Below are 25,565 nucleotides of genomic sequence, written 5' to 3' on the forward strand. Positions count from 1 at the left end.
GGTAATATTTATGTGGTATTTGTAGTTTGTTTTTTAGCTAATGTGTTAGTTTTTCCAATCATGATGTTTTTTTTAAATACCGTTAACAGGTATTTATTAAGGTGGCATTTTTATAAAAAGAATGCATTGTTTGTTGCAAGAAGGGCAAAAACAGGTTCTGGAGATCAAATTAAAAAGTATGGGTTTTTTGGACTCATTTTTTTCGTGATGTTGCCTGTTCCTGGTACTGGAGTTTATGCCGGTAGTATTGCTAGTTACCTATTTAAAATAGAAAGAAAGAAAGCTTTTTTGGCGAATACAATAGGTATATTTTTATCTTCTTTAATAGTTTGGGCAACTACTTTGTTGACCATGAAGGGTATGGCATAATATTTATTCTATAGGATTTTTTATTCTTTTTTTTTGTGAATAACTATACCTGGAATTAATTTCATTAACAGAATTGGTCTTTTAAATTTGCAGCTTTTTTTAAGCTATGGATACCCTAAAAATTGGAGATAAATTATATAATGTTGAACAAAACGGGTTCAATGATTTTGCACGATATTCATTTTCTGAAGTAGTACGACTTACCGAAACTCTAGCCGTTTTAAAAAATGGGGTTCGACTCATTAATAGACCTAAACAGTCATACATAATGGAAGATGTAGGTTATTCCGTTAATAGAAATAAAGGTTCTCATTGGCATATTGTCTCTTTAAAAGCGATACGAAATGCCCAGATTGAAAATGAAAAAATTAAAATTTATGATTGGTTTGAAGAAAAACAATTCACTTTAAAAGAGAAGCAATATATCTATAACTTATTTAAAGCTAATGAGGAGAAATAATATTCAGAAGTAGTATAGTTTTTACAAGAAATGGACAGACCGTTTTTTAATTAAAAAACCTTTACTACCTTTACAGCGTTGTGTTGTGTCTCAAAGAAATTTGAGGCAATTGTGTTTATCGAATTTAATCGATAGAACCCAATGAAAGGCTTTCCATTAAGGGAGGCTTTTTTTGTTTAGATCAATTATATTTTGTGAATTACATAGTGTATCAATGAAGCTGCTAGTCTAGCAGTTTGATCATCAATATCATATTTGGGGTTTAGCTCTACCACATCTAGCCCTACTAATTTACCAGACTCTATTATTAGTTTTAAGCTTTCAATTACAATATCAGGAGAAAAGCCCATTGGAGAAGGTGCACTTACGCCTGGTGCATATGCAGATGAAAACCCATCTAAATCTATTGTAGTGTAAACATAATCTACATCCTCAAGAAATTGCATTATTCTTAATTGTACATGTTCAAGATAGTTCATGTTAAAATACTTCTGAAAAAGGTAGTAGACTTGATGCAACTCTGCGAATTCAAATAAATCTTTGGTGTTGGCATCTTTTCGTATACCCAAGGCCATGTATTTAATAGACTGACCTTTTTTATGATGGTCTAATGCAATTTGATAAAATGGAGTCCCAGAATTATTTCCATTTGCATTAGTTCTCAAATCAAAATGGGCATCAAAATTGATAATTCCTATTTTTTCTTTATTCTTAATAAGCTGTAGTAATCCGTTATAATGGGCATAGGCTAAATCATGACTACCACCAATAAGTATGGGTGTTATTCTATTTTTTATTAAAAAACTTACTGCGTTGGTACATTTCTTCTCTAGCTCTTCTAAGTTTTGATGATTACATTCTAAATTCCCAAAATCTACTAACTCTGTACTTGCCTTTAAATGATTGGGCATTTTACCCAATTGCTTACGTATAGCATCCGGTCCCATAGCTGAACCAACTCTGCCTAGATTACGCCTAACTCCTTCATCACTGCTATAACCTAGCAAAGCAATAGTGTTGTTAGTGGAGGAAGGGAAAGGTTCGTTAAGGTTAGAAAATGATACTTTTTCGTGAAGATAATATTGTTGGTCAGATTTTCGACCAAACCAATTATCGGTACTCGGTAATATGTAAATGGACATATAATACTTTTTTTTAGGAATCATGAAATCTTAAACTGCCTAAAAATCGGGGGAATTTAAAATTTGAAATGAGTATTTTATTAAAACGAAAAAGTAATACAAATCTTACATTTTAAAGTATTAAATTATTGTTTGTATTATTTTCAATGTGTTGTAGCTATATTTAGTATTTTAAAACAAGTTTTCTAGATGTTTATCTGCTACCAAAGTAGGGAAAGTTATTTTTAGAGTTTTTGTGCGTTCCATTTCACGCTTTAAGGCAAACATCGCTTCTTTATTTCTAGCCCAGCTACGTCTAGCTATTCCGTTATTTACATCGTAGAAAAGCATATTCTTCAATTTACGTGCTGCATCTTCAGAACCATCGAGTACCATGCCAAAGCCCCCGTTAGTGACTTCTCCCCAGCCAACACCGCCACCATTGTGTATAGATACCCAAGTTGCGCCCCTAAAACTATCGCCTATAACATTGTGTATGGCCATATCTGCGGTGAATTTACTGCCGTCATAAATATTACTTGTTTCTCGGTATGGGGAATCTGTTCCACTAACATCATGGTGGTCTCTGCCTAATATGATGGCATCGCTTAGTAGTCCATTTTCGATAGCCTCATTGAATGCCAGTGCTATTTTTGCTCTGCCTTCAGCATCGGCATATAAAATTCGTGCTTTTGAACCTACGACTAAACTATTTTGTTCGGCTTCAGATATCCATTTAATATTATCTGCTAGTTGTTGCTGAATTTCTGCCGGAGCATCTTTTTTAATTTCTTTTAAAACACGTAAAGCAATAGCATCCGTTTTTTGTAAATCTTCTAGTTTACCTGATGAGCATACCCAGCGAAATGGTCCAAATCCGTAGTCAAAACACATGGGTCCTAATATATCTTGTACATAAGAGGGGTATTTAAAATCTATTTTGTTCTCTGCCATAACATCCGCTCCGGCTCTTGAGGCTTCTAATAGAAAAGCGTTTCCGTAATCAAAGAAATATGTTCCTTTTGCTGTATGCTGGTTAATGGCTTTAGCATGTCTACGCAATGATTCTTCAACTTTTGTTTTAAAAGTATCGGGATCTTGATTCATCATTTCGTTGGATTGCTCAAAAGATAACCCGGCAGGATAATAACCACCTGCCCACGGATTATGCAAAGATGTTTGGTCAGAGCCTAAATGAATGAATAATCCTTCTTCGTAAAATCGTTCCCATACATCGACCACATTGCCAATAAAGGCTAATGATACTACTTCATTTTTGTCTTTTGTTTCTTTTGTTCTAGTCACTAAAACATCTAGATTATCAATAAGTTCATCTACCCAACCTTGTTCATGTCTTTTCTTTGCCGCAAGCGGATTAACTTCTGCGCAGATAGTAATGCATCCGGCAATGTTTCCGGCTTTTGGCTGTGCACCGCTCATTCCACCTAATCCGGCAGTTAAGAATATTTTACCTGCGGGATTTTCATCCGCTTTCAATACTTTTCTAAAAGCATTCATTACAGTAATAGCGGTGCCATGAACAATGCCTTGCGGACCAATATACATATATGAACCCGCAGTCATTTGACCGTATTGCGTTACTCCGAGTGCATTATATTTTTCCCAATCGTCTTGTTTGGAGTAATTCGAAATCATCATTCCATTAGTTACCACAACTCTTGGTGCTTCTTTCGATGAGGGAAATAAACCCATGGGGTGACCGGAATAGATATGTAACGTCTGCTCATTGGTCATTTCAGACAAATACTGCATGGTCAATAGATACTGCGCCCAATTTTGAAATACGGCTCCGTTACCACCATAGGTGATGAGTTCTTGAGGGTGCTGTGCTACGGCTGGATCTAGATTGTTCTGAATCATGAGCATGATTGCTGCTGTGTGACTGGTTTGTGCAGGATAATCTGAAATAGCTCTTGCATACATCTTATAGGATGGTTGAAAACGATACATATATATTCTGCCATAGGTTTCTAATTCCTGAGCAAATTCAGAAGCCAAAAGCGCATGCCAGTCCGCCGGAAAGTAGCGCAACGCATTTCTAATAGCCAATCGCTTCTCTTCTTTAGCAAGTATTTGCTTTCGGTTTGGTGCGTGACTAACCGCTGAAGAACGCTCCTTTTTTGGAGGTAATTCAGTAGGTATTCCCATCTGTATCTGTGCTTTAAAATCCATATTTAATATTTTAAATTTCGAAAAGTATAAATTGGTTTAAGACCTTAAAATTTATTTTCCAACAACCAACAACCAACAACCGACAACCAACAATTACTTGTGTCTATCAAAAACCAATTCCCCATTTTTCCAAATCATACACGGTTTTAAATTCCCTTGGTTATACAAAATATCTTGATAGTTATCTGAATGGAATACCGCAAAATCGGCTAAAAGTCCCGCTTCCAATTTTCCACGGTCTTCTAATTTCAAAGCAGCTGCTGCTCTAAAGGTAATACCTGCCAAAACTTCGGCATTGGTCAGTTTTTCAAATGTTCCTAGAATGCTGGCTTGGGTAAGTAAATCTCCCATTGGGGCAGATCCAGGGTTGTGATCACTAGCAATGGCAAGTGCCGCACCTGTATCTAATAATTTTCGTGCGGGAGTAAAATCGCAACCTAAACCAATTGACGCTCCGGGTAATGCTACGGCAATGGTATCGCTATGCGCTAAAAGTGCTATTTCTATATCTGTACTAGCTTCAAGATGATCTGCGCTAATGGCGTTATATTTCACGGCAACTTTGCTTCCGCTTGTGGAGAATTGGTCTGCATGAACAGTAATATCAAAATTCATTTCGTTGGCTATTGAGAAATACGCCAGAATATCATCAGCAGAAAAAGCACTTTCTTCAATAAAAGCATCAATTCTATATGTAAGATTTTCTTCTTTAAGAATTGGGAACAACTCCTCACTGATCATTTCCAAATATTCCTTTTCTGAGCCTTCAAAATCTTTAGGTAACATATGGGCAGCTAGGCAAGTTGAAATCAATTCAGGCAATGCCTTTTCATTAGCTTCTTTAATTGCACGAAGCATTTTTAGTTCTTCATCTACTGTTAATCCGTATCCACTTTTAACTTCTAGTGTTGTAGTTCCATTTTTTAGATGACGATTGGCTCTTTTAATCGTGTTCTTGGTCAATTCTTCAATACTCGCTTTTCGGGTTTCGGTAACTGTATCCCAAATGCCACCACCTGCATTTGCAATCTCTAAGTAGGACTTACCGGCATTTCTCATAGCATAATCTTTGGCTCGAGATCCACCAAAACAGATATGGGTATGGGCATCTACAAAGCCAGGTAAGCAAACATGATTGCCTTTTAATAATTGAATGTCTGCATCTGGATGTTCCGATTTTAAATCATCAAAATTTCCTATGGTAAGTATTAGGTTGTTTTCAATTAAAATTCCGCCTTCAGCAATCACCTCAAGTTCATGATCAGAAATTGCACCTTTCAGTGCTAATCCGGTCATGGGTATGATTTGTTTAAACGGACCTATAAGTGTTCTTTTTGTCATTAGATTAGTAGTTTTCGAACTCCTCTGAGTGTTTTGTTTTTAAAGATATGCCATGTTCGGCTTGTACGCGGTCTATAACTTTAAGTAATGCCTGATCTTTGATCATAGTAATGCCTTTTTCAATATCATCTGCAAATACACGGTCTTTACTGGCAAAAGCTACTTGACTGCGAACGGCATTATGTACTTCTTCTAAATATATGCCCGATTTCAATGGTTTTCTAAATTCAAAAGCTTGGGCAGCGGTCAATAGTTCTATCGCCAAAATCTTTTCGACATTACCAATTACTTGTAATGCTTTTCTGCCGCCTATAGATCCCATGCTCACATGGTCTTCTTGACCTAGGGAAGTGGGAATACTATCTGCACTTGATGGAAAGCAAAGTCCCTTATTCTCACTAGCTAATGCCGCGGTAGTGTATTGTAAAATCATGTAACCGGAATTGATGCCGGTATCGTTCATAAGTAGTTTTGGTACACCTGGACTATTTCCTTCTAAGGATAAATATATACGACGGTCTGATATATTACCGATTTCCGATGTAGCCAAACAAGCATAGTCCAATGCCATTGCTAACGGCTGACCATGAAAATTACCACCACTTATGGTCAGTTCTTCATCAATAATTACTGGATTGTCTGTAACCGAATTTAATTCTACTTCTAATAATTCTTTTAAATGTAACCATGCTGTTCTTGAAGCACCATGAACTTGTGGAATGCAACGGATGGAGTAGGGGTCTTGTACCTTTTCACAATCTACATGGGCTTCCATAATTTCTGAACCTTTCAGTAATTTTTTAACCCGTTTTGCCACATGCACATTTCCCTTAAATGGTCGTAGATTATGCAATTCATTATAAAATGGTTTTACTGAACCTTGTAAACCTTCTATCATCATAGCGCCAATAACATCTGCCTGCGCTAAAATAGAATGTAATTGTGCTACCACTTTTACGGCATGTGCCGCTATAAATTGTGTGCCGTTTATAAGCGCCAGTCCTTCTTTTGGTCCTAAAGCAATTGGTTCCAATCCTGTTTTTTTGAAAAGCGCTTCAGTAGTTATCGTTTCATTCTTGTATTCTACCTTACCCAAACCAATAAGTGGTAAGAATAAATGGGAAAGCGGTGCTAAATCTCCAGATGCGCCAACAGAACCTTGCGATGGCACTATAGGGATGGCATCATTTTCTATATGCCAAATAATTCGGTTTAAAGTGGCTAATGCTATTCCGGAATATCCTTTTGCAAGTGATTGTGCCTTTAGAATCAACATTAATTTTGCAATATCTTTTGCTATTGGTTCACCAACACCAACACTATGACTTTGAAGTATATTGGTCTGTAGAATATTGGTTTCTGACTTAGATATTTTGGTGGTACATAATGGTCCAAAACCTGTGTTAATACCATATACGGGCTCACCTTTATCTACAATGTATTGTACTATTTTCCAGCTATTGGTTATTTTTTGTTCTGTAGCTTTTGACAGTGTAGTAGAAATGTCACCAAGAACAATTTGCATTGCCTTACCTGCGGTTAGCCAATCTTCACCCAATTTAAATGTCTGTTTGCTCATAGCTTAAGCTTTTGAAATATTTTAATTAAAATTAATATCTATTTTTGATACTTGGTAATATCAATTTTATCATCAATTAATAACTATGAGTAATCAGATAGAATTACGTCACCTGTCCTATTTTCTAGCGGTAGCGCAAGAATTACACTTTAGAAAGGCTGCTGAGAAATTATTCATTTCTCAACCAGGGCTCAGTAGGCAGGTAAAGCAGATGGAAGAGATTCTGGAGACCCAATTATTTGAAAGAAATAAGAAAAAAGTAGGGTTAACGCCTGCCGGGCACTATTTAAAAAAGGAGGTTGAATATATTTTTAGCCACCTGGAAAAGGTAGAACGCCAATTAAAAATGGTGGGCGATGGTAATAGTGGTGAACTACGCATTGGTTTTTTAGGTTCGGCTATGCAACAGGTAATACCAGAATTATTACTTGGCTTAAAGGAGCAATACCCAAAGGTGAAAACATCTTTAGAAGAACTTTCTAATGTTGCGCAAGTTGATGCTGTATTAAAAGATAAATTGGATATGGGATTTGTTCGGGTTTCTAGGGTGCCAAACACCTTAGAGATGAAAACTGTTTTTACAGATACTTTTTCGCTTGTCTTGCCGGAAAGGTACCCTATGCTGACAAGGGAGTTTGACGGAATGCAGCGATTTGCGAATGAAGATTTCATTTTATTCAGTCAGGCATATAGTCCGCTGTATTATGAAACGATCATGAGTATTTGTCAAGATGCCGGTTTTGCACCGAAAATCTCGCATAAATCTGTTCATGCTCATACCATATTTAAGTTGGTTGAAAATCATATGGGGATTGCCATTGTGCCAACATCTTTGCAAAACGGGTTTCAAATGCGGGTAAAGTTTGTGGAGTTAAAAGACATACCACAACGCGCGGAACTATCGGTAATCTGGAAAAAAGAACATACTAACCCCGTTCTAAAGAATTGTATTGATTTGCTTTTGGAAGATAAGTTTTAATACTTGTCTAACATAGAATGAGTTTTGGAAGGGTTAATTTTACTTTGAGTATAACAGAGAGAATAGAAAATAGAGCGTGCTGCGAATTGCGCTATGCGCGTAGCGATTAACGAACAACGAACAACGAATTTTATGATATTAGATATAATTAAAAAAAGACGATCGGTTTTTCCGGTACAGTATAATGACACACCAATTGCGAAGGCAGATATAGAAAAGGTGTTAGAAGCGGCGAACTGGGCGCCTAACCATAAGTGCACGGAACCATGGCGCTTTAAAGTGATTCAAGGACAGGCACAGGTAAGACTTGGTGCGTTTTTATCCAAAAAGTATGAAGAGCTTGACCCTAAGCCAAAGGCAATGAAAATTAAGAAGTTGCAAGAGAACCCTAAAAAAGCAGGTGCTATTATTGCTATTTGTATGCAACGAGATCCTAATGAATCGATTCCGGAATGGGAAGAGGTTGCCGCAGTGGCTATGGCGGTACAGAACATGTGGTTGCAGTGCACTGATATCGGCATTGGTTCTTATTGGTCTTCACCGGGACTCATAAAACACATGGGCGATTTTTTAAACTTAGCCGATGGTGAAAAATGTCTAGGATTTTTCTACATGGGTAATTTTGATGGCGAATTGACCGAAGCTAAACGCGAGCCTATCGAAACTAAAACCGAATGGATAACTGAGTAATTTTTCCATTAATTAAAGAAAGGAAATAGCGTATTACTATGTTCCCAAGCTTTTGAAATGAAGAGTCCTAAATAAACAATAGCGACCATAAATTTCAAGAATGTACCTGTTAAGAATCCTAAAAAAGAACCAAAAGCCGCTTTCGTAGCGGTTTTTTTATCTGCTTTATTCAGTAATTCCCCTACTAAAGCACCCACAAATGGCCATATGATAATTCCGAAAGGTCCTAGAACTGGGAATATTAAAGCAACCAATAACCCTACAGTTGTGCCAATGACACCAGCTTTTGTACCTCCAAATTTTTTGGTTCCTATGGCTGGTATGACATAATCTAACCCGAAAACAACAAGAGCAATAGCCAAGGTGATACCTAAGAATGTCCAGTTCATGGTAATTGCACTGGTAGAGTACAATAACAACAGACCTACCCAGCTAATTGGCGGTCCTGGTAAAACGGGCAAAAAGCTACCTAAAATACCTACGAGCATTAAAATAAAGCCTAGAACTAATAAAAATATATCCATTGTAAATAGTAAGTGTTGCCTATAAGACTAATATAGGTTGCATTTGTTACATCATCAAAGATCAAATTTATTTTTTTCAACTATAAAATTAGTTTGAACTAAATATTTAGTTATATTTGATCATAGAACTAAAAGATTAGTTGAATGAAGCAGTTGACAAAAGCAGAGGAAGAAGTAATGATTGTATTGTGGGAATTACAGAAATGTAACGTAGCATCGATTATAGAAAAATTACCTGAGCCAAAACCGGCTTATAATACCGTTTCTACTATTGTTAGAATTTTAGAAAGCAAGGGTTTTGTAGATCATGAACAAGTAGGGAAGGGATATTTGTATTTTCCTTTGGTGAAGAAATCAGATTATAGTAATCAGTCCATCAACAAATTGGTAGACGGCTATTTTCAAGGTTCATTTAAAAGTATGGTATCATTTTTTATGAAGAAAAATGATATGAGCCTGTCGGAATTAGAGTCCGTATTAAATGAAATTAAAAAGGAAAAACCATGATACAATATATTTTGGAGTGCATCGCCTTTCAACTTCTTTTCTTGGTTATTTATGACTTTTTTCTAAAGAAGGAAACCTTTTTTCAATGGAATAGGGTGTATTTAATGGGAACCTTTGTTTTGTCTTTGATATTGCCTTGGGTAAAAATAGAAGCCTTTAAGCAACAAGTACCACAGACGTTTGCCCAATACCCAGAATACTTATGGGAATTACAAAATGTAGATGTTGTAGTGCAGGCTAAAGAATCAGTCTCATGGAATTTTACATGGCAAGAAGGAATTTTTTATGGAGGAATGTTAGTGGCGTTAGTACTATTCGTATTAAAAATTAGACAATTATATCTCTTGAGAAAGAGCGGAGAAAAGATTTCTTACCCTTTGTTTACCCAGATTGTTATAGAAAATAGCAACATTGCTTTTTCATTTTTTAAATCCATTTTTATTGGAGATAAGGTATTGAAAATGAAGCATGATACCATAATTGCCCATGAATTGGTGCATATAAAACAAAGGCATACGTACGACTTGTTATTCTTTGAGCTGATGAGAATAGTTGGCTGGTTTAATCCGCTAGTGTACGTGTATCAAAATCGTATTTCAGAATTACATGAATTTATTGCCGATGCTCAAGTATCAAAAGAGCATAAATCAGATCATTATGAGCAGTTATTAGCTCAGGTTTTTCAGACCGAACATATATCATTCATCAATCAATTTTTTACAAAATCATTAATCAAAAAACGAATAATCATGTTACAAAAATCAAAATCAAAGAAAGTTTGGCAATTAAAGTATTTACTGCTAGTGCCAATGGTATTGGGAATGCTGCTATATACTAGTTGTGAAATGTATAAGGGTACTTCTGAAAATAAGGAAACTACCGAAAGTGATGAGCTTTTAATTGCGGAAGTAAATACTAAAATTGAAGAGGATAATTTAGATATCGGATATTTATATAATTCTGGTTTGTCAGAAAAACGCAATGATATAAATCAATTACTTACCAAAGATGAGTTTTTTCTATATGAAATTTTGCAACGTGAAGCAATGGTAGATTTTATTAAGGAAAATCCAGAAGAGGAACCTTTCAGTTTAACATTTGTTCAGCCCTCTACAGAGAAGTATGATAATTTTATAAATCAAAAAAAAGCGTATAAAAAAATTGATGATAATTTAAAATCATCGATTAAAGCGTTTGGAAAAGTTATTGCTTTTTATGATAAAAGTTTAGGGGCTTATCCATCAGATTTTCTAAAATATGAAGTAAGTAATACAACAAAACTTAGTTCAAGTGAATTAAGGAAATTTAATGAATTATTAGTCAGTTTAGAAAATGAACCTGATTATTTATCCAATATCATTCTTTCTGATGAGACAAATGTTTTTCTAATAAAGACCGATAATAAAGATTTAAAAGGTAGTATTGAGTCCCGAACTGTTAAGATTGTTAGCGAAGAAGAATTTACAGATTTAAATAGTATTGATGTTCCTTTCGCCGTAGTTGAAGAAGTTCCAGTTTTCCCTGGTTGTGAAAATGCAGACGATAAACGTGCGTGCTTTAATGAAAAAATGCAACAACATATTAGTAAACATTTTAATTATCCGCAAGCAGCTAGAGATGCGAATATAGAGGGTCGAGTAAGTACCATGTTCATTATTTCTTCAGAGGGTAAAATTGAGAACATTAAAATGCGTGGTCCCGATAAATTGTTAGAAGATGAAGTGGAGCGCATTATTAAGAGATTACCAGAAATGACACCTGGTAAACATAAAGGTAAAGTAGTAAACGTTCCATTTTCAATTCCTATTCAGTTTGTTTTAGATAATACTGCTAGTGCTACACTAGATGAAAAAACATACATGAATGAAGATGATGTTCCTTTCGCCGTTGTCGATGAGGTCCCAGTTTTCCCAGGCTGTGAAGATGCTGCTGATAAAAGAGCTTGCTTTAATGAGAAAATACAGCTGCATATTAGTAAAAATTTTAATTACCCAAAAGAAGCACAAGAAAAAGGTATCCAAGGTAGGGTGAGTGCTATGTTTTTAATTACTTCAGAGGGTACTATTGAAAATATTAAAATGCGTGGTCCAGATAAATTGTTGGAAGATGAGGTAGAGCGTATTATTAAGAGATTACCAAATATGAAACCAGGTAAACAAAGAGGTAAAGCAGTAAATGTTCCTTATTCTATTCCTGTTAATTTTAAGCTATTAATTGAAGAAAATCAAACATCTGAGATAGGACATATGCAAGTAAAGGGAAATCTTGTAAATGATGGTCTTAAAACATATTATAAAGGCAAAGTTTTTGATGAATTAAGCATGGGGATACCAGGTGTAGATATAATTGTTGAAGGTAGTGACAATGCTGTAATTTCTGATTTTGAAGGTAATTTTACAATTCAAGTGGAAGAAGGTAAAATATTAAATTTTGAATTTGAAGGTTTGCCTACTTTAAACCTTAAAGTTAAGTTCTAATTTATAGTTTTTTAATTATAAATCTAAGCAAAGTGAAGCACCTTATTTTTTCAATACTACTATTAGTACTGTTCAAAGCCGAAGCGCAATCTTCGGCTTTAGCTGTTGCAGATAGTTTATACATCATTGGTAATTATTCAAAAGCGATTAATGCGTATTCAGAAGTTGGCGGACTTTCTGCTGCGCTTCAGATAGCAAGAAGTTATAACGCCGTTGGTAATTATGAGAAAGCTATCACACAGTATAAATATGTTGTTGGGAAAGATGTCAAAAATCAACTTGCCCAATTAGAACTTGGAAAATTATTACTGAAAGTAAAAAGGTTTGAAGAAGCGAAATCTGTATTTACCAATTTGTCTATTATCAATACTACTAATCCTGAATTTCAATTTTATTTGGGAGAAGTAAATCGTCATCTAGATGTAACAGACGAAAGTTTAAAGCAATACTTAAAAGCAATTGAATTAGATAGTACGCACCTTAGAAGTCTATTTCAACTTGCAAAGCATTACACTATTAAGCAAGAGCGCGACAATGCATTAACGTATATTTTACAGGGTTTGGATTATTATGGGAATGATGTATCACTCATAAATTTGCATGCATTGGTACTATTCAATGATGCTCAATTTGAGAAGGCGATTCCTTTATTTGAACGGGTATTGGAACTTGGGGAGGATAAAAATTATGTGTATGATAAATTAGCCTTTTCATACAACAAGAATTGGGAGTTCCATAAAGCGAAAGAAGCCTATAATATTTTATTAAAAAGAGATGATACCAATTCACAAACCTATTTTGACCTTGCCGGTGTTTATCAGAAAGAAAATAAAATTGACAGCGCGAAGATTTTCATTAATAAAGCCATGGCCGTTCAAAAACCGATTTTCGCGAATGGTTATAATCAATTGGCATATATTGCCCGTGAGCAAAAAGATTTTAAAAACGCATTCAAATTATTCGAAAGAGCACATAAAGAAGATACATCTGATGCGCGTGTTTATTACAATATAGCCACAACATACGATCAGTTTGGTACTGACTTGAAGAAGAAATTAGGCTATTATGAGAATTTCTTGAAGGATTATCCGAATCAGCATCCATACTATAATGAAACTGCCAAAAAACGTATTTCTGAGTTAAAGGAAGAAATCCATTTTGCTAAAGATTAAACTCCTTAAAAAAATCGTAATTTCACTTGTAGAACAGGTGTAATGAAACGAGTTGTATTTTTTCTTTCGATGATACTGATAAGTTCATGTTCGTTCTTTGAGTCTAAACAAAAAAGAACACAAGAACTTATTGATGAAGAATTACGCCATTTGGACTGGAACAGTGTAGATTCTTACCCGTTCTTTTACACTTGCGATGAAGCGGTTACCAAAGAACAGCAGAAAATTTGTTTTGAAGAGACATTAATCTCCCATTTTGAAGAAACCTTAAATGATTTTGAGTTTACATTAACCGATAAGGAAAGTGAAACTGTTGAGGTCATTTTTGTTATTGATACCCTTGGTCAAATTAGGGTCGACAATATCTACAAAAATGCGTTAGTATTAAATCAGATGCCAGAATTTGATGGCGTTATAACCCAAAGCTTAAAGAATCTTCCTAAACTTGCACCCGCTTTAAAAAGAGGAATTCCCGTGAATACCAAATACCGTATTCCTGTTCAATTAAATACAAATTAAGCATATTGGCGAACGAAAAAATAATATTGGGTATTGACCCCGGTACGACTATTATGGGTTTCGGACTCATAAAAGTGGTGGGTAAAAAGATGGAGTTTATTCAAATGAATGAGCTTTTACTTCAAAAATACAACGACCCATACACGAAATTAAAGCTCATTTTTGAGCGTACCATAGAACTCATAGATACCTATCACCCAGATGAGATAGCTATTGAAGCGCCTTTCTTTGGTAAGAACGTACAGTCTATGTTAAAGCTAGGTCGTGCACAAGGTGTTGCTATGGCTGCAGGATTGTCACGCCAAATACCCATAACGGAATACCTTCCTAAAAAGATTAAAATGGCGGTTACAGGGAATGGTAACGCTAGTAAAGAACAAGTGGCTAGAATGCTACAGAGTGTACTAGGATTAAAAACACTTCCAAAAAATCTAGATAGTACTGACGGACTAGCTGCTGCCGTATGTCATTTTTATAATCAAGGTAGAATTGATGTTGTTGGTAAAAGCTACTCTGGCTGGGATGCTTTCGTAAAGCAGAATGAGAAACGAGTTAAGAAGTAGGGTTCAATTATCAATTAACAATTATCAGTTAACAATAATCAATAACAAAATAGCAATGAATAATGAAAATCCTCTTTTGAGTAAATCTTATGATTTTGCTTTGCAAATTGTTAAATTATATCAAGAACTAACGAAGAATAAAAGGGAGTATGTTTTATCTAAACAACTTTTAAGAGCAGGTACATCAATTGGCGCAAATATTGCTGAAGCTAATGGGGCAATTTCTAAAGCAGATTTTTCTGCTAAAATCTCAATTGCTTATAAAGAAAGCTTGGAGACTAAATATTGGTTGAATTTATTAAAGGATTCAGAATATATTGAATTAGAAATTGCCAATGGATTAATTGAAAATGCAGATGAACTTTCAAAAATTATGTTTTCCATCCTTAAATCAACAAGAATTAAAAAATAAGTAAAAAGTAAGTGGTTATTTGTCAACAGCGAATTGCTAACTGATAATTGTTTATTGTTAATTGAACAAATGAGCGGAATCTACATTCACATCCCATTTTGCAAGCAGGCTTGTCACTATTGCGACTTCCACTTTTCTACCACTATGGGGAAGAAAAAAGTGATGGTGGATGCGTTATGCAAAGAGATAGAAATCCGTAAAGGCGAGTTTTCTGGGGAAACTGTTGCTACTATTTATTTTGGTGGTGGTACTCCGTCAGTTTTAGAAACTACGGAAATTGAGCAGTTGATAGATACGGTTCGTGTACATTATGATGTTATAGAGAACCCGGAGATTACGTTAGAGGCGAATCCTGATGACTTATCGGAAGAGAAAATACTGCAGCTGGCAGCTAGCCCAATCAACCGTTTAAGTATTGGGATTCAATCTTTTTTTGAGGAGGATTTAAAGTTGATGAACAGAGCGCATAATGCTCTGGAAGCTGAAAAGTGTTTGCGATTGGCAAGCGCACATTTCGATAATATTTCCATTGATTTGATTTACGGAATGCCCAATATGACTTTAGAGCGTTGGAAGCAAAATATTGATAAAGCACTTAGTTTCGGTATACCACATATTTCTAGTTATGCTTTGACGGTAGAACCTAAAACTGCTCTGGCTAAATTTGTTGATGACGGATTGATTACACCCGCATCCGACGAAGAAACACAAAATCATTTTAACTTGCTGAATGAAACATTACTTGCCGATGGGTTTGATTGTTATGAAATATCCAATTTTGGAAAACCTGGGTATTACTCTAAAAATAATTCCGCTTACTGGCAACAGAAAAAGTATATAGGTATCGGTCCGTCTGCACATTCTTTTGATGGTGTGCAACGTGGGTGGAATATCAATAATAATCCGAAGTATATTAAATCTATTGAGCAAAACATTTTACCTATGGAGGTTGAGGTGCTTTCTTCGACGGATAAATATAATGAATACGTGATGACGGGACTGCGGACTATCTGGGGAGTATCGTTGTCTAGAATAGCGGCTGATTTTGGACCAAAATATAAAGAGTACGCATTACTACAAGCCGATAAATTTATAGAAGAACACTTACTGTTCGTTGATGGTGACATCTTAAAAACTACTAAAAAAGGGATGTTTTTAGCAGACGGCATTGCTGCCGATTTGTTTATGGTGAATTTGAAATAACACATCACGCACTGTCAGTTCGAGTGATTTTTTATTGAAGAGAAACGGAAATGAAAAATTGTATCGAGAACAGGTTTGGAACAGTCGAGCTTCTCGATACAAATTTCTTCGTGCCTCGGAAATTTACTCGAAGTGACATGGTAACATTATATTAAGAAGGTGAAATAAAACGTGTTGTCAGTTCGAGTGTTTTCTTCAAGAAAATATATCGAGAACAGGACAGGAACACGATAACTGCCCCCTTCTATTATACTTTCTTCATATACCCACAAAAAGTTGTAATTTTCTTATTTCAAAGATTACCATCTAAATTGAGGTTAAATACAATGAAAACTACCATAACCCACAAAGCAAACCAATATCAAATTGACCTATCTAAACCATTAGATATTTCAATACCGATCACCAGTAAAAAGGATAATGTAAACGCATGGTATGTTGATGCTCCAACAATAGAACCTCATAAAGAATCTAATTTTACAGGGAGTATAGCAGCAGGTTTTAGTACCAACTTTTATGATATTTCATTTAATCCGCATGCACATGGTACGCATACGGAATGTGTGGGGCATATATCAAAAGAGCATCAATCTGTAAATAGGTATTTAAAGCAGTTTTTCTTTTTGGCAGAGGTCATTACCGTTACACCAATAAAACAAAAAGGAGATTTGGTAATTACCAAAGATGAATTAGAAAACGCACTAGGTAGTAAATCACCAACAGCACTGGTTATAAGAACGCTACCTAATACGGCATCCAAATTAAAAAGACAATATTCACATACCAATCCGCCATACATTTTAGAAGATGCAATGGTTTTTATTCGAGAATTAGGTGTTGAACATTTGTTAATAGATTTACCATCTGTTGACAAAGAAAAAGACAATGGTAAACTATTGGCACACAAAGCATTTTGGAATTTTAATGGTGAGGTTAGGCTTGGGGCAACCATTACAGAATTCATTTTTGTGCCTGATACGGTTATTGATGGAACTCATTTTTTAAACTTACAGGTGGCACCATTTGAAAATGATGCCAGCCCAAGTAGACCGGTGCTTTATAAAATTAAGTAATTATGAAAAATCTTTTAAAATTAGAAGAATTGGCATTGTTGATTCTAGGTATTTTTATGTTTGGTTTGTTAGGTTATCAATGGTGGTGGTTACCAGTTTTAATATTGACGCCAGATATATCTATGCTAGGTTACTTATTGGGAGCTAGGGTTGGTGCTGTGTGCTACAATATTTTTCATCATAGAGGTTTTGCAATCCTTTTATACTTTGTAGGTATCTATTTAATGTTACCCGTGGTTCAATTAATAGGTACAATTCTTTTTATACATACGGCTATGGACCGTATCTTTGGCTACGGACTCAAATATGATAAAGGGTTTAAGTTTACGCATTTAGGTGAAATAGGAAATAACAATGGATAATATTTTTGATACCATTCTTGGTCTGGTTTTAGGCGCTATTGGCATGTATTGGCTTTTTAATTTTTTTAAAGGCAAGAAAAGAAAAGAGATTACAACACACCAATCTTCGGTACTGTTAGAAAAGATGAAAAGCGTTTGCAAACTAATATCTGTAGAAGGGGAATTTGCAGAAATCTACCAGTATGAAAACGTAAAGGATTTCATGAGTTTGGTAAGTAGTAAAAAGAAGGCTTTGGTGGTTATTAAAGCTAAAGCACATATTGGTTATGACTTAAGCAAACTTTTAATGCATGCCGATGAGAAAAAGAAAACGATAGTACTTGATAATTTTCCTCAACCCGAGGTGTTGAGCATTGAGCCAGAATTGGAGTTTTATGATATTAAAAGTGGCTTTTTTAACTTTTTTGCGCCAGATGATCTTACAAAACTAAATGCCGAAGCAAAAACTCATATTAAAGAAAAAATACCGGAAAGCGGATTAATGGATACCGCTAGAAAAGAAGCGTTACAAAGCGTTTTGATAATGGAGAAAATTGTGGAGACTATTGGGTGGACACTAGATTACTCCGCTCTTGAAATTCCTCAAAAACAGATTGACTTACTCGAAGAATAATAACAAACAACTAAAAAAATAAAAATGAAAAACGTAATTTGTATCCTTGTACTAACACTAATGACCAGCGTTTGTTTTGGTCAAAATGATGATAAAATGACAGAATTCGATGCTAATTTTTCGCATACCGTATTTTTTTGGTTAAAAAACCCTGATAATCAAGCAGACCGAACTGCTTTTGAAACTTCTTTACGCAAGTTTTTAGATAACTCGGCATATGCCAAAACACAATTTATTGGCAAGCCGCCAAAAGCAAGTAGAGATGTAGTAGATGGTTCATTTACGTACTCTTTAATCGTAAGTTTCGATTCTGCTGAATCTCAACAAGCTTATCAAGATGAGGCACCTCACAAAGTGTTTATTGCTGAATCTGAGAATCTGTGGTCTAAGGTCATTGTTTATGACTCTACAGGTATCTAAAAAATCACCCTGATTTTAAGGTCAGGTACTGTTTACAGTATATGACCTTAATCAAAATTATAGTCTAAAAACTCAATAGTATGAACGTTGAAGAATACCGAGACTATTGTATTTCAAAAAAAGGAGTAACAGAATCTTTTCCTTTTGATGAGGTTACCCTTGTATTTAAGGTGATGGGTAAAATGTTCGCATTATGTGGATTAGAAAATGTGCCCTTACGCGTAAACCTAAAATGTGATCCAGAAAGAGCCATAGAGCTTCGCGAAGAGCATGAAGGCATTATAGAGGGCTGGCATATGAGAAAAAAACATTGGAATACCGTCTACCTAGATCAAATATCTAAAGAACTTACGTTAGAACTTATTGATCATTCTTATAATTTGGTAGTGTCTAAATTGACTAAGAAGGTGAAGGCAGAGTTGGAGGGGTTGTAGTTATTACGTATTTCCAATATATCATACTACAAAATCCCATTCCCTCACCCAAAACCACCATTCCCTCATTCTTACTTTTTAATACTTATTGATTTACCGTACTTAATAGTGCTTAAAACCACTATTTATGAAAAACCACAGATCACCTCAAGAAGTTAATGCCGGGTCAATGGCTGACATCGCTTTTTTATTACTTATCTTTTTCTTGGTTACCACATCTATAGAAAATGATGCTGGGCTTAATCGTTTAATGCCTCCTGAAGTTAATGATGTCATTTTCGATATTAAAGAGCGAAACCTTTTTGAAATTAGCATAAATAACGCTGACTTAATAATGGCAGAAGATGATATTATAGATTCTAAAAATCTTAGAGACAAAGTAATTGCCTTTATTGATAATGGGGGAATCTCAAATGGAAATGAAGGGTTCTGTGTGTATTGTAAAGGTAATAGGCTTGCAAATTCATCTGAGAACCCTGATAAGGCAATTGTCTCTATAAAGACACAACGTAATTCTAGTTATCCTGTTTATGTAGCGGTACAAAATGAAGTTTTGGGTGCCTACAATTTCCTTCGTAATAGAGAAAGTTTACGATTGTTTAATACCACCTATGAAGCTATGAGTACTCAATATTACAATGATGAAATTAGTGAGAATCAAAAAATAAAATTAAAAGAACGACTTGAAATTATAAGAGCACTTTATCCGCAGAAAATACTAGAACCAGAAACCGTAAATAATTAGGACCATGATAAAATTCAACAAATACAGATCTAGTAAAAGCTTGCCTCCAGTTTCAACAGCTTCATTACCAGATATCGTTTTTATTCTTCTCTTTTTTTTCATGACGGTTACGGTGATGAAAAATCAGAACTTATTGGTGGAAAATACCTTGCCAACAGCTACTGAAACCGAAAAATTGGATAAGAAAGACCGTGTAATTGAAATTTATATAGGTAAGCCTACAACTGATGGCAATGCTAATTTAGGAGATGAACCAAGAATTCAAATGGATAATAAATTTATAACAGTAGACGAAGTTGGTGATTACGCCCTTCAAGCCCTATCATCAATGCCGCAGCATTTAAGAAGCGTAGCAACAGTGTCTATTAAAGCAGATGTGGGAGTAAAAATGGGAGTAATCGATGATCTTAAAAATCAACTACGTAAGGTGAATTTGTTGAAAATAAATTATACTACTTATGAGGGTGCCATTGTAGATAACTTATAGGATATAAGAAGTGATTTTAAATTCATTTTCCATTTATAGAAATCATTTTCTAAAGTTATCTTTACCTTTTCTATAACAGGTTGTTTTCATGAATAATTTAGAGGAGTTTTATACCCAGCGAGTACAAAAGTATAATGAGGCTATAGAAGCCTTGAATAAAAAGCTGTTTACTTTTAGTACACTTCGCTTACTTATATTTTTGGGTACTATTGTAGGCATTTATTTTGCATCGGTAAATGCCAAATATGTTATTGGCGTTTTATGTGTAGGTATTCCGTTATTCTTGATTTTGGTAACCAAGTACACGAATTTAAAACTTCAAAAATCAAAGATTGAAGAGTTAAGAAATATCAATACAGTAGAGTTACAAGTACTGAAAAGAGATTTTTCAAAACTACCCAACGGAAAAGAATTTGCAGACGACATCCATTTTTTTAGTCAAGATATTGACCTTTTTGGTGAAGGTTCGTTTTATCAAATCTCTAATAGAACAAAACTTGCAGAGGGGAGTTTGTTATTAGCAGATATCTATAAAGAAAATTCAATAAACGACATTAAAGAAAAACAAGTAGCAATTGCTGAAATAGCTAAAAAAGTAGATTGGAGACAAGAGTTTTCTGCAATGGCAGCTTTGACGAAAACAGAAACTTCTACTCATACCATAGCGCATTGGTTAAAGAACTATACCGCCTTTGTACCAAAGGTTATGAAATTTATTCCATTAGTGTTTTCAATTATTTCTGTAACTATTTTTGTTGCTTATTTCTTAGATTATATACCAGAATCTGTTTTAATATGGTGGTTGGTACTAGGTATGCTTATCGTTGGGGTGTTCACTAAAAAAGTAACTAATTTAGGACAGAATGCTACTAAAATGAAATCTACTTTTGACCAATACAATCAGTTGTTGGCAATGATAGAAACAACAGATTTCACTTCTGATTTATTAAAACAACAGAAGGCAAATATTCTAAGTAACGGAGAAAGTAATTCTAAGGTTTTAAAGAAATTTGCATCACTTCTAAGTAACCTTGACCGTAACAATAATCTTTTGTATTTGATTTTTGCAAACGGATTTTTTCTTCGTTCTTTAACCGATTGCCTAGCGGTTGAAAAATGGATAGAGGAACATGGTAAGAGTGTAGAAACCTGGTTTAATACTATTGCTTTTTTTGATGCTTATAATAGTTTGGGAAACTTCGCTTTTAATCACCCAAATTTCACATATCCGACAATTGCTAATGACGGTGTGGTATTGAAATCTAAGAATGCAGGTCACCCATTGTTAGATCCCAAGAAAAGTATTTTAAATGATATTACTATTGAGGGTGGTCAATTCTTTATCATTACCGGAGCAAATATGGCTGGTAAGAGTACGTTTTTAAGAACGGTGTCTTTACAGATTATGATGGCAAATGTTGGTTTGCCGGTTTGCGCAGAATCGGTCAGTTATTCGCCAATAAAATTAATTACGAGCATGCGTACTACAGATTCATTAACAGATGATGAATCTTACTTCTTTTCAGAATTAAAACGCTTAAGATACATTGTAGACGAAATACAGACCGATCGTTACTTCATTGTACTTGATGAAATATTAAAAGGAACCAATAGTACGGACAAAGCATTGGGCTCAAGGAAATTTGTAGAGCGCTTGGTAAAGAGCAAATCTACCGGTATTATAGCTACCCATGATCTTAGCCTTTGTGAAGTTGCCGATGAATACGATGCGGTTAAGAACCATTATTTTGACGCAGAAATTATAGACAACGAATTGCATTTCGATTATACTTTTAAAGATGGCATATGCCAGAATATGAACGCTTCTTTTCTCTTAAAAAAGATGGGGATTATTGAATAAAACTTTTTTATTCTTAGATTTAAGGTTGTAATTATTTTCCGTCTTTTTTATGCATAGAATTTCGTTTCTATTTCTTGTTTTTTTCTCAAATATGCTTCTTGCCCAAAATGAAATTGGCAATAATTTGGTCAAGGATAAGTTCTTAAAGTATTTTGAATTACCACGGGAGTCCGTATTTCTACATACTAATAAAACAACGTATATAGCCAATGAAGAAGTATGGTTAAAAGGGTATGTATATAATAGGCATAACAGTACGCCTTTTAGTCAAACTACTACGGTTCATGTAGGTTTGTATAATGCCGATGGCAAGAAGTTTAACGACTATCATTTTAAAGCTAGTGGTGGTTATTTTAAAGGTAATATAGCGGTAGATTCAGTGCTTGCCAGTGGAGACTATTATCTAAGGACAAGCACAAATTGGATGAAGAATTTTAAAGAGGATGATTCATTTGTACAGAAAATTACCATTTTAAATGAGAAGCCAATTGAAAAAGCTAAATCTATCAAGGAATATGATGTTCAATTTCTTCCTGAAGGAGGTAACTTAGTTGAAGATGCTCCGGGTGTTATGGGTGTAAAAATTACTGATGCGAACGGCTATGGTGTAAGAATTGTAGAAGGTTCCGTATTCGATAGTGACAATACTCAAGTTGCAAGATTTTACACTTCCATTTTTGGTTTGGGAAAATTTAATTTCAATCCAAAGGCAGGGGTTGAGTATGTGGCTAAAATAGAATTTGATGATGGTAGTGTAAAAACTACGTCACTTCAAAAACCTTCCAAAATAGGTATCTCATTTAGTGTTAAAAACGTTGATGAGAATCGGTTCATTATTAGTTTAACCACAAACGCGGCAACAAAGGAAATCATTAAAGAACAACAGTTTTATTTGTTGATACATAAAGATGGTCACGCTAATAGAATACCCATTACCTTCCCCAAGAATAAACTATTTATATCAAAAGTTTTAAATAAGGAAGTGTTGAACAAAGGGATGAATATCTTGACATTATTTAATCCTGATGGTAAGCCAATTGCAGAGCGATTGATATTTAACCATGCAGATCTTTTGGACTCTAAATTGGAGGTAAGTAAATTATCTACAGAGGCTGATTCATTAAAAATTCAAGTCAAGCTTCTTAACAGTAGCAAAGGGTCGCAAAACTTAAGTGTATCTGTATTGCCAGAAAAAACAATTTCGAACAATAATCAAAACTCTATTTATAGCGCATTCTATTTAAAACCTTACATAAGAGGGTTTGTTGAAAATCCTAAATATTATTTTAAGAACGTTACTACTAAAAAAGAGAACGACCTTGATCTGTTATTGATGACCCAAGGTTGGTCTAGATATGATTGGAACGATATTTTTAAAGGACCTCCTGGGCAGTTTTATGAATTTGAAAACGGAATAGATTTAGAAGGAACTATCTACAGTAAAGGGGTCATCTCAGAAGAAAAGCTCTTAGTTAGTTTCCCAGATGGTAGAAGTAGGTATCTAGATATTTTGGACAATAGATTTTTGATTGAGAAGAACTTTCCAATAAAGGGAGAGGGCTTGGATTTTACGCTCATTGTTAAGAATGGAAAGTTGGCTAAACCTAATATTGGTTTAAATATGAAGTTAGGGGTTATACCAGATGAAATAGATACTATTTGGAAAGAAAAGGTAGAATCTGAAGATGAAGACAGTTCTACCAAAATTAATGCTCCAGATTTAATTTCTTCTGATAATACTATAAGTCTGAATGAGGTTACTGTAGTTGAGAATAAACTGAAAGCAACCGTAGAAAGTAATGTTTTTATTCCTAAGTATTTAAAAGGAAAAATGACAGAGGTAACTGAGGATATAGAATTTAGTTTTCCATTAATAACCGATATTATAGCATCTAGAGGTTATTACGTACGAGAAGAGTTAAGTTTTGGTAGTACAGATCGGCTTATCATTAGAGCAAGAACTGTTCAATCTTTTCTTTCAGGAAATGCTTTGCCCGTTCCAGTAATTTATTTAAATGGAGCAAGATTGAGCACACTTGATATTTTGTATAGAATGCCTACAAGTGAGGTAGAAAGTTTTTTGATAGATAAAACAGGAGCAGGTGAGGGAGCAAGAGGCGCTGGCGGTGTGATCCGTATTTATACACGAAGAGTGCCAAGAGGCTACAATGATCAGTTTAGTAAAGAGGAGAATGTTTTTAACTATAAACTTAAAGAAGGGTTTGAACCTGTTAAGAAATTTTATACCCCTAAATACACTTCATATCTTTCTAATGAATTTGAAAATTTTGGAACTATACATTGGGTACCTGAATTAAAAACCAATGAAAACGGTATTGCTACTTTTAAAATACTGAACACCCTGCAGAATAATATCAATATTTATATTGAAGGTATGAGTACAGAGGGCGATTTAATTTCAGCAGAGCAAAGTCTTAAAATTGATTGATATTTTAAATGGATTCATTAACGCAAATAGTACTTGGGGCAGCCGTTGGTGAAGCGGTTCTTGGTAAGAAAGTGGGCAATAAGGCAATGCTTTATGGAGCTATTGCCGGTACCATACCAGATTTAGATGTGATCACACGCTATTTTCTTGATACGGTAACGGCAACAGAATGGCATAGAGGTTTTAGTCACTCCATTTTCTTTTCTGTACTTTTTGCGCCTTTATTTGGTTGGTTGGTCTGGAAGATAAACAAGAAAGAATCGGCTACTTGGAAAGAGTGGTCATGGTTAATGTTCTGGGGGCTTTTTACACATCCCGTGTTAGATGCGTTCACTACTTGGGGTACACAATTGTTCTGGCCTTTAAAACTTCGGTTGGCTTTTCAAAGTGTTTTTGTGATTGACCCTTTATACACAGTTCCTTTTATCATATTTGTGATTTTGGCTATGTTTCAAAAACGCACTTCAGTAAAGCGAAGAAGATATAATAATATAGGTCTAATCATTAGTTCAACGTATTTACTGTTGACCTTAATCTTAAAGGGAGTCGCCTTTCAACAATTTGAGAATGCACTTGATAAAAAGGGGATAGCTTATAATGAAATAAATACGCGTCCTTCTCCTTTAAATACGGTACTTTGGATGGCCAATGTAGATACAGAAGATGCTTATTTAATGGCAGATTATTCTTTCTTTGATTCCCAACCGATTGCATTTACTTCTTACCCTAAAAATCATGAACTGCTGGGTAAATGGGAAGATAATGATAAGATAGTACGACTTATTAAAATAACAGAAGGTTGGTATACCATTACAGAAAAAGAAGGTCAACTTTATTTTAATGATTTAAGATTCGGACTCATTAGTTTAGATGAAAACGAAACTCAGTTTGCTTTTAGTTATAAATTGGTACCTAATGGTGAAAACCTCGTTGTAGAAGAAAGACCAAAATATAAAAGGGACGCCAAACGTTTAATGGCTGCACTGTGGCAACGTATTTGGGGAAATTAGGA

General features: G+C 34.8%; 26 protein-coding genes. 21 read left to right on the forward strand and 5 right to left on the reverse strand.

The window, feature by feature from the left end; genetic code table 11:
• Together ABJI11_RS07930 and ABJI11_RS07935 are read left to right on the forward strand one after the other, a co-directional pair.
• A partial coding sequence (locus tag ABJI11_RS07930; protein ID WP_348351009.1) for a small multi-drug export protein occupies positions 1-369 on the forward strand: 369 nt, incomplete at its 5' end.
• A gap of 106 nt (positions 370-475) precedes the next feature.
• The gene (locus ABJI11_RS07935) at positions 476-829 is read left to right on the forward strand and encodes a pyruvate kinase (protein WP_348351011.1); all 354 of its coding nucleotides are present in this window, start codon (positions 476-478) and stop codon (positions 827-829) included.
• Between the two features lie 185 nt (positions 830-1,014).
• On the opposite strand, the gene hutG is transcribed toward ABJI11_RS07935, so the two are convergent.
• The 4 genes from hutG to hutH form a co-directional block, all read right to left on the reverse strand.
• A complete protein-coding gene (hutG, locus tag ABJI11_RS07940) occupies positions 1,015-1,971 on the reverse strand; it encodes a formimidoylglutamase (protein ID WP_348351013.1) in 957 nt (318 codons plus the stop codon).
• Between the two features lie 171 nt (positions 1,972-2,142).
• Positions 2,143-4,143, reverse strand: coding sequence for a urocanate hydratase (locus ABJI11_RS07945; RefSeq protein ID WP_348351015.1), 2,001 nt, complete (start codon positions 4,141-4,143; stop codon positions 2,143-2,145).
• 93 nt (positions 4,144-4,236) lie between these two features.
• Entirely contained in the window at positions 4,237-5,484 is a 1,248-nt protein-coding gene (gene hutI, locus ABJI11_RS07950) for an imidazolonepropionase (protein WP_348351017.1), read from the reverse strand.
• Positions 5,485-5,488: 4 nt separating this feature from the next.
• Positions 5,489-7,063: a histidine ammonia-lyase gene (gene hutH / locus ABJI11_RS07955; RefSeq protein ID WP_348351019.1), complete on the reverse strand. Its 1,575-nt coding sequence runs from the start codon at positions 7,061-7,063 to the stop codon at positions 5,489-5,491.
• An 85-nt stretch (positions 7,064-7,148) separates the two neighbouring features.
• Between hutH and ABJI11_RS07960 the strand changes: the two genes are divergently transcribed.
• Together ABJI11_RS07960 and ABJI11_RS07965 are read left to right on the forward strand one after the other, a co-directional pair.
• The gene (locus ABJI11_RS07960; RefSeq protein ID WP_348351021.1) at positions 7,149-8,042 is read left to right on the forward strand and encodes a LysR family transcriptional regulator; all 894 of its coding nucleotides are present in this window, start codon (positions 7,149-7,151) and stop codon (positions 8,040-8,042) included.
• Positions 8,043-8,174: 132 nt separating this feature from the next.
• Positions 8,175-8,732: a nitroreductase gene (locus ABJI11_RS07965; RefSeq protein WP_348351023.1), complete on the forward strand. Its 558-nt coding sequence runs from the start codon at positions 8,175-8,177 to the stop codon at positions 8,730-8,732.
• 8 nt (positions 8,733-8,740) lie between these two features.
• On the opposite strand, the gene ABJI11_RS07970 is transcribed toward ABJI11_RS07965, so the two are convergent.
• Positions 8,741-9,256: a DUF456 domain-containing protein gene (locus ABJI11_RS07970; protein WP_348351025.1), complete on the reverse strand. Its 516-nt coding sequence runs from the start codon at positions 9,254-9,256 to the stop codon at positions 8,741-8,743.
• 144 nt (positions 9,257-9,400) lie between these two features.
• Here ABJI11_RS07970 and ABJI11_RS07975 point away from each other — a divergent pair, with 144 nt between their 5' ends.
• The 17 genes from ABJI11_RS07975 (at position 9,401) to ABJI11_RS08055 (ending at position 25,563) form a co-directional block, all read left to right on the forward strand.
• Positions 9,401-9,763: a BlaI/MecI/CopY family transcriptional regulator gene (locus ABJI11_RS07975; protein ID WP_036151723.1), complete on the forward strand. Its 363-nt coding sequence runs from the start codon at positions 9,401-9,403 to the stop codon at positions 9,761-9,763.
• Positions 9,760-12,240 (forward strand): TonB family protein, encoded by a 2,481-nt coding sequence (locus ABJI11_RS07980; RefSeq protein ID WP_348351028.1) that lies wholly within the window; start codon positions 9,760-9,762, stop codon positions 12,238-12,240. Before ABJI11_RS07975 ends, ABJI11_RS07980 begins: the two co-directional genes overlap by 4 nt.
• Before the next feature lie 32 nt (positions 12,241-12,272).
• Complete coding sequence (locus tag ABJI11_RS07985; protein ID WP_348351030.1) at positions 12,273-13,412, forward strand: tetratricopeptide repeat protein; 1,140 nt, start codon at positions 12,273-12,275, stop codon at positions 13,410-13,412.
• A 42-nt stretch (positions 13,413-13,454) separates the two neighbouring features.
• Positions 13,455-13,931, forward strand: coding sequence for a hypothetical protein (locus tag ABJI11_RS07990; RefSeq protein WP_348351032.1), 477 nt, complete (start codon positions 13,455-13,457; stop codon positions 13,929-13,931).
• Between the two features lie 5 nt (positions 13,932-13,936).
• Positions 13,937-14,494, forward strand: a complete 558-nt coding sequence (gene ruvC / locus ABJI11_RS07995) for a crossover junction endodeoxyribonuclease RuvC (RefSeq protein ID WP_348351034.1) — start codon at positions 13,937-13,939, stop codon at positions 14,492-14,494.
• Positions 14,495-14,549: 55 nt separating this feature from the next.
• The gene (locus ABJI11_RS08000) at positions 14,550-14,906 is read left to right on the forward strand and encodes a four helix bundle protein (protein WP_348351036.1); all 357 of its coding nucleotides are present in this window, start codon (positions 14,550-14,552) and stop codon (positions 14,904-14,906) included.
• A gap of 69 nt (positions 14,907-14,975) precedes the next feature.
• Positions 14,976-16,109 (forward strand): radical SAM family heme chaperone HemW, encoded by a 1,134-nt coding sequence (gene hemW, locus ABJI11_RS08005; protein WP_348351038.1) that lies wholly within the window; start codon positions 14,976-14,978, stop codon positions 16,107-16,109.
• A 326-nt stretch (positions 16,110-16,435) separates the two neighbouring features.
• A complete protein-coding gene (locus tag ABJI11_RS08010; RefSeq protein ID WP_348351040.1) occupies positions 16,436-17,182 on the forward strand; it encodes a cyclase family protein in 747 nt (248 codons plus the stop codon).
• Between the two features lie 2 nt (positions 17,183-17,184).
• Complete coding sequence (locus ABJI11_RS08015) at positions 17,185-17,544, forward strand: DUF4260 domain-containing protein (protein ID WP_276491894.1); 360 nt, start codon at positions 17,185-17,187, stop codon at positions 17,542-17,544.
• Entirely contained in the window at positions 17,537-18,157 is a 621-nt protein-coding gene (locus ABJI11_RS08020; protein WP_348351043.1) for a DUF4230 domain-containing protein, read from the forward strand. The genes ABJI11_RS08015 and ABJI11_RS08020 overlap by 8 nt, the downstream gene beginning before the upstream one ends.
• Before the next feature lie 24 nt (positions 18,158-18,181).
• The gene (locus ABJI11_RS08025) at positions 18,182-18,577 is read left to right on the forward strand and encodes a Dabb family protein (RefSeq protein WP_348351045.1); all 396 of its coding nucleotides are present in this window, start codon (positions 18,182-18,184) and stop codon (positions 18,575-18,577) included.
• A gap of 80 nt (positions 18,578-18,657) precedes the next feature.
• Complete coding sequence (locus tag ABJI11_RS08030; protein ID WP_348351047.1) at positions 18,658-19,011, forward strand: MmcQ/YjbR family DNA-binding protein; 354 nt, start codon at positions 18,658-18,660, stop codon at positions 19,009-19,011.
• A gap of 127 nt (positions 19,012-19,138) precedes the next feature.
• Positions 19,139-19,756, forward strand: coding sequence for a biopolymer transporter ExbD (locus ABJI11_RS08035; RefSeq protein WP_348351049.1), 618 nt, complete (start codon positions 19,139-19,141; stop codon positions 19,754-19,756).
• A 4-nt stretch (positions 19,757-19,760) separates the two neighbouring features.
• Positions 19,761-20,243, forward strand: a complete 483-nt coding sequence (locus ABJI11_RS08040) for a biopolymer transporter ExbD (RefSeq protein WP_348351051.1) — start codon at positions 19,761-19,763, stop codon at positions 20,241-20,243.
• An 88-nt stretch (positions 20,244-20,331) separates the two neighbouring features.
• Entirely contained in the window at positions 20,332-22,104 is a 1,773-nt protein-coding gene (locus ABJI11_RS08045) for a DNA mismatch repair protein MutS (RefSeq protein ID WP_348351053.1), read from the forward strand.
• A 91-nt stretch (positions 22,105-22,195) separates the two neighbouring features.
• A complete protein-coding gene (locus ABJI11_RS08050) occupies positions 22,196-24,553 on the forward strand; it encodes a hypothetical protein (protein ID WP_348351055.1) in 2,358 nt (785 codons plus the stop codon).
• Between the two features lie 8 nt (positions 24,554-24,561).
• A complete protein-coding gene (locus ABJI11_RS08055) occupies positions 24,562-25,563 on the forward strand; it encodes a metal-dependent hydrolase (RefSeq protein WP_348351057.1) in 1,002 nt (333 codons plus the stop codon).
• Positions 25,564-25,565 lie beyond the last annotated feature (2 nt).

The sequence above is a fragment of the Maribacter sp. genome (assembly GCF_039968975.1).
GTDB lineage: Bacteria > Bacteroidota > Bacteroidia > Flavobacteriales > Flavobacteriaceae > Maribacter.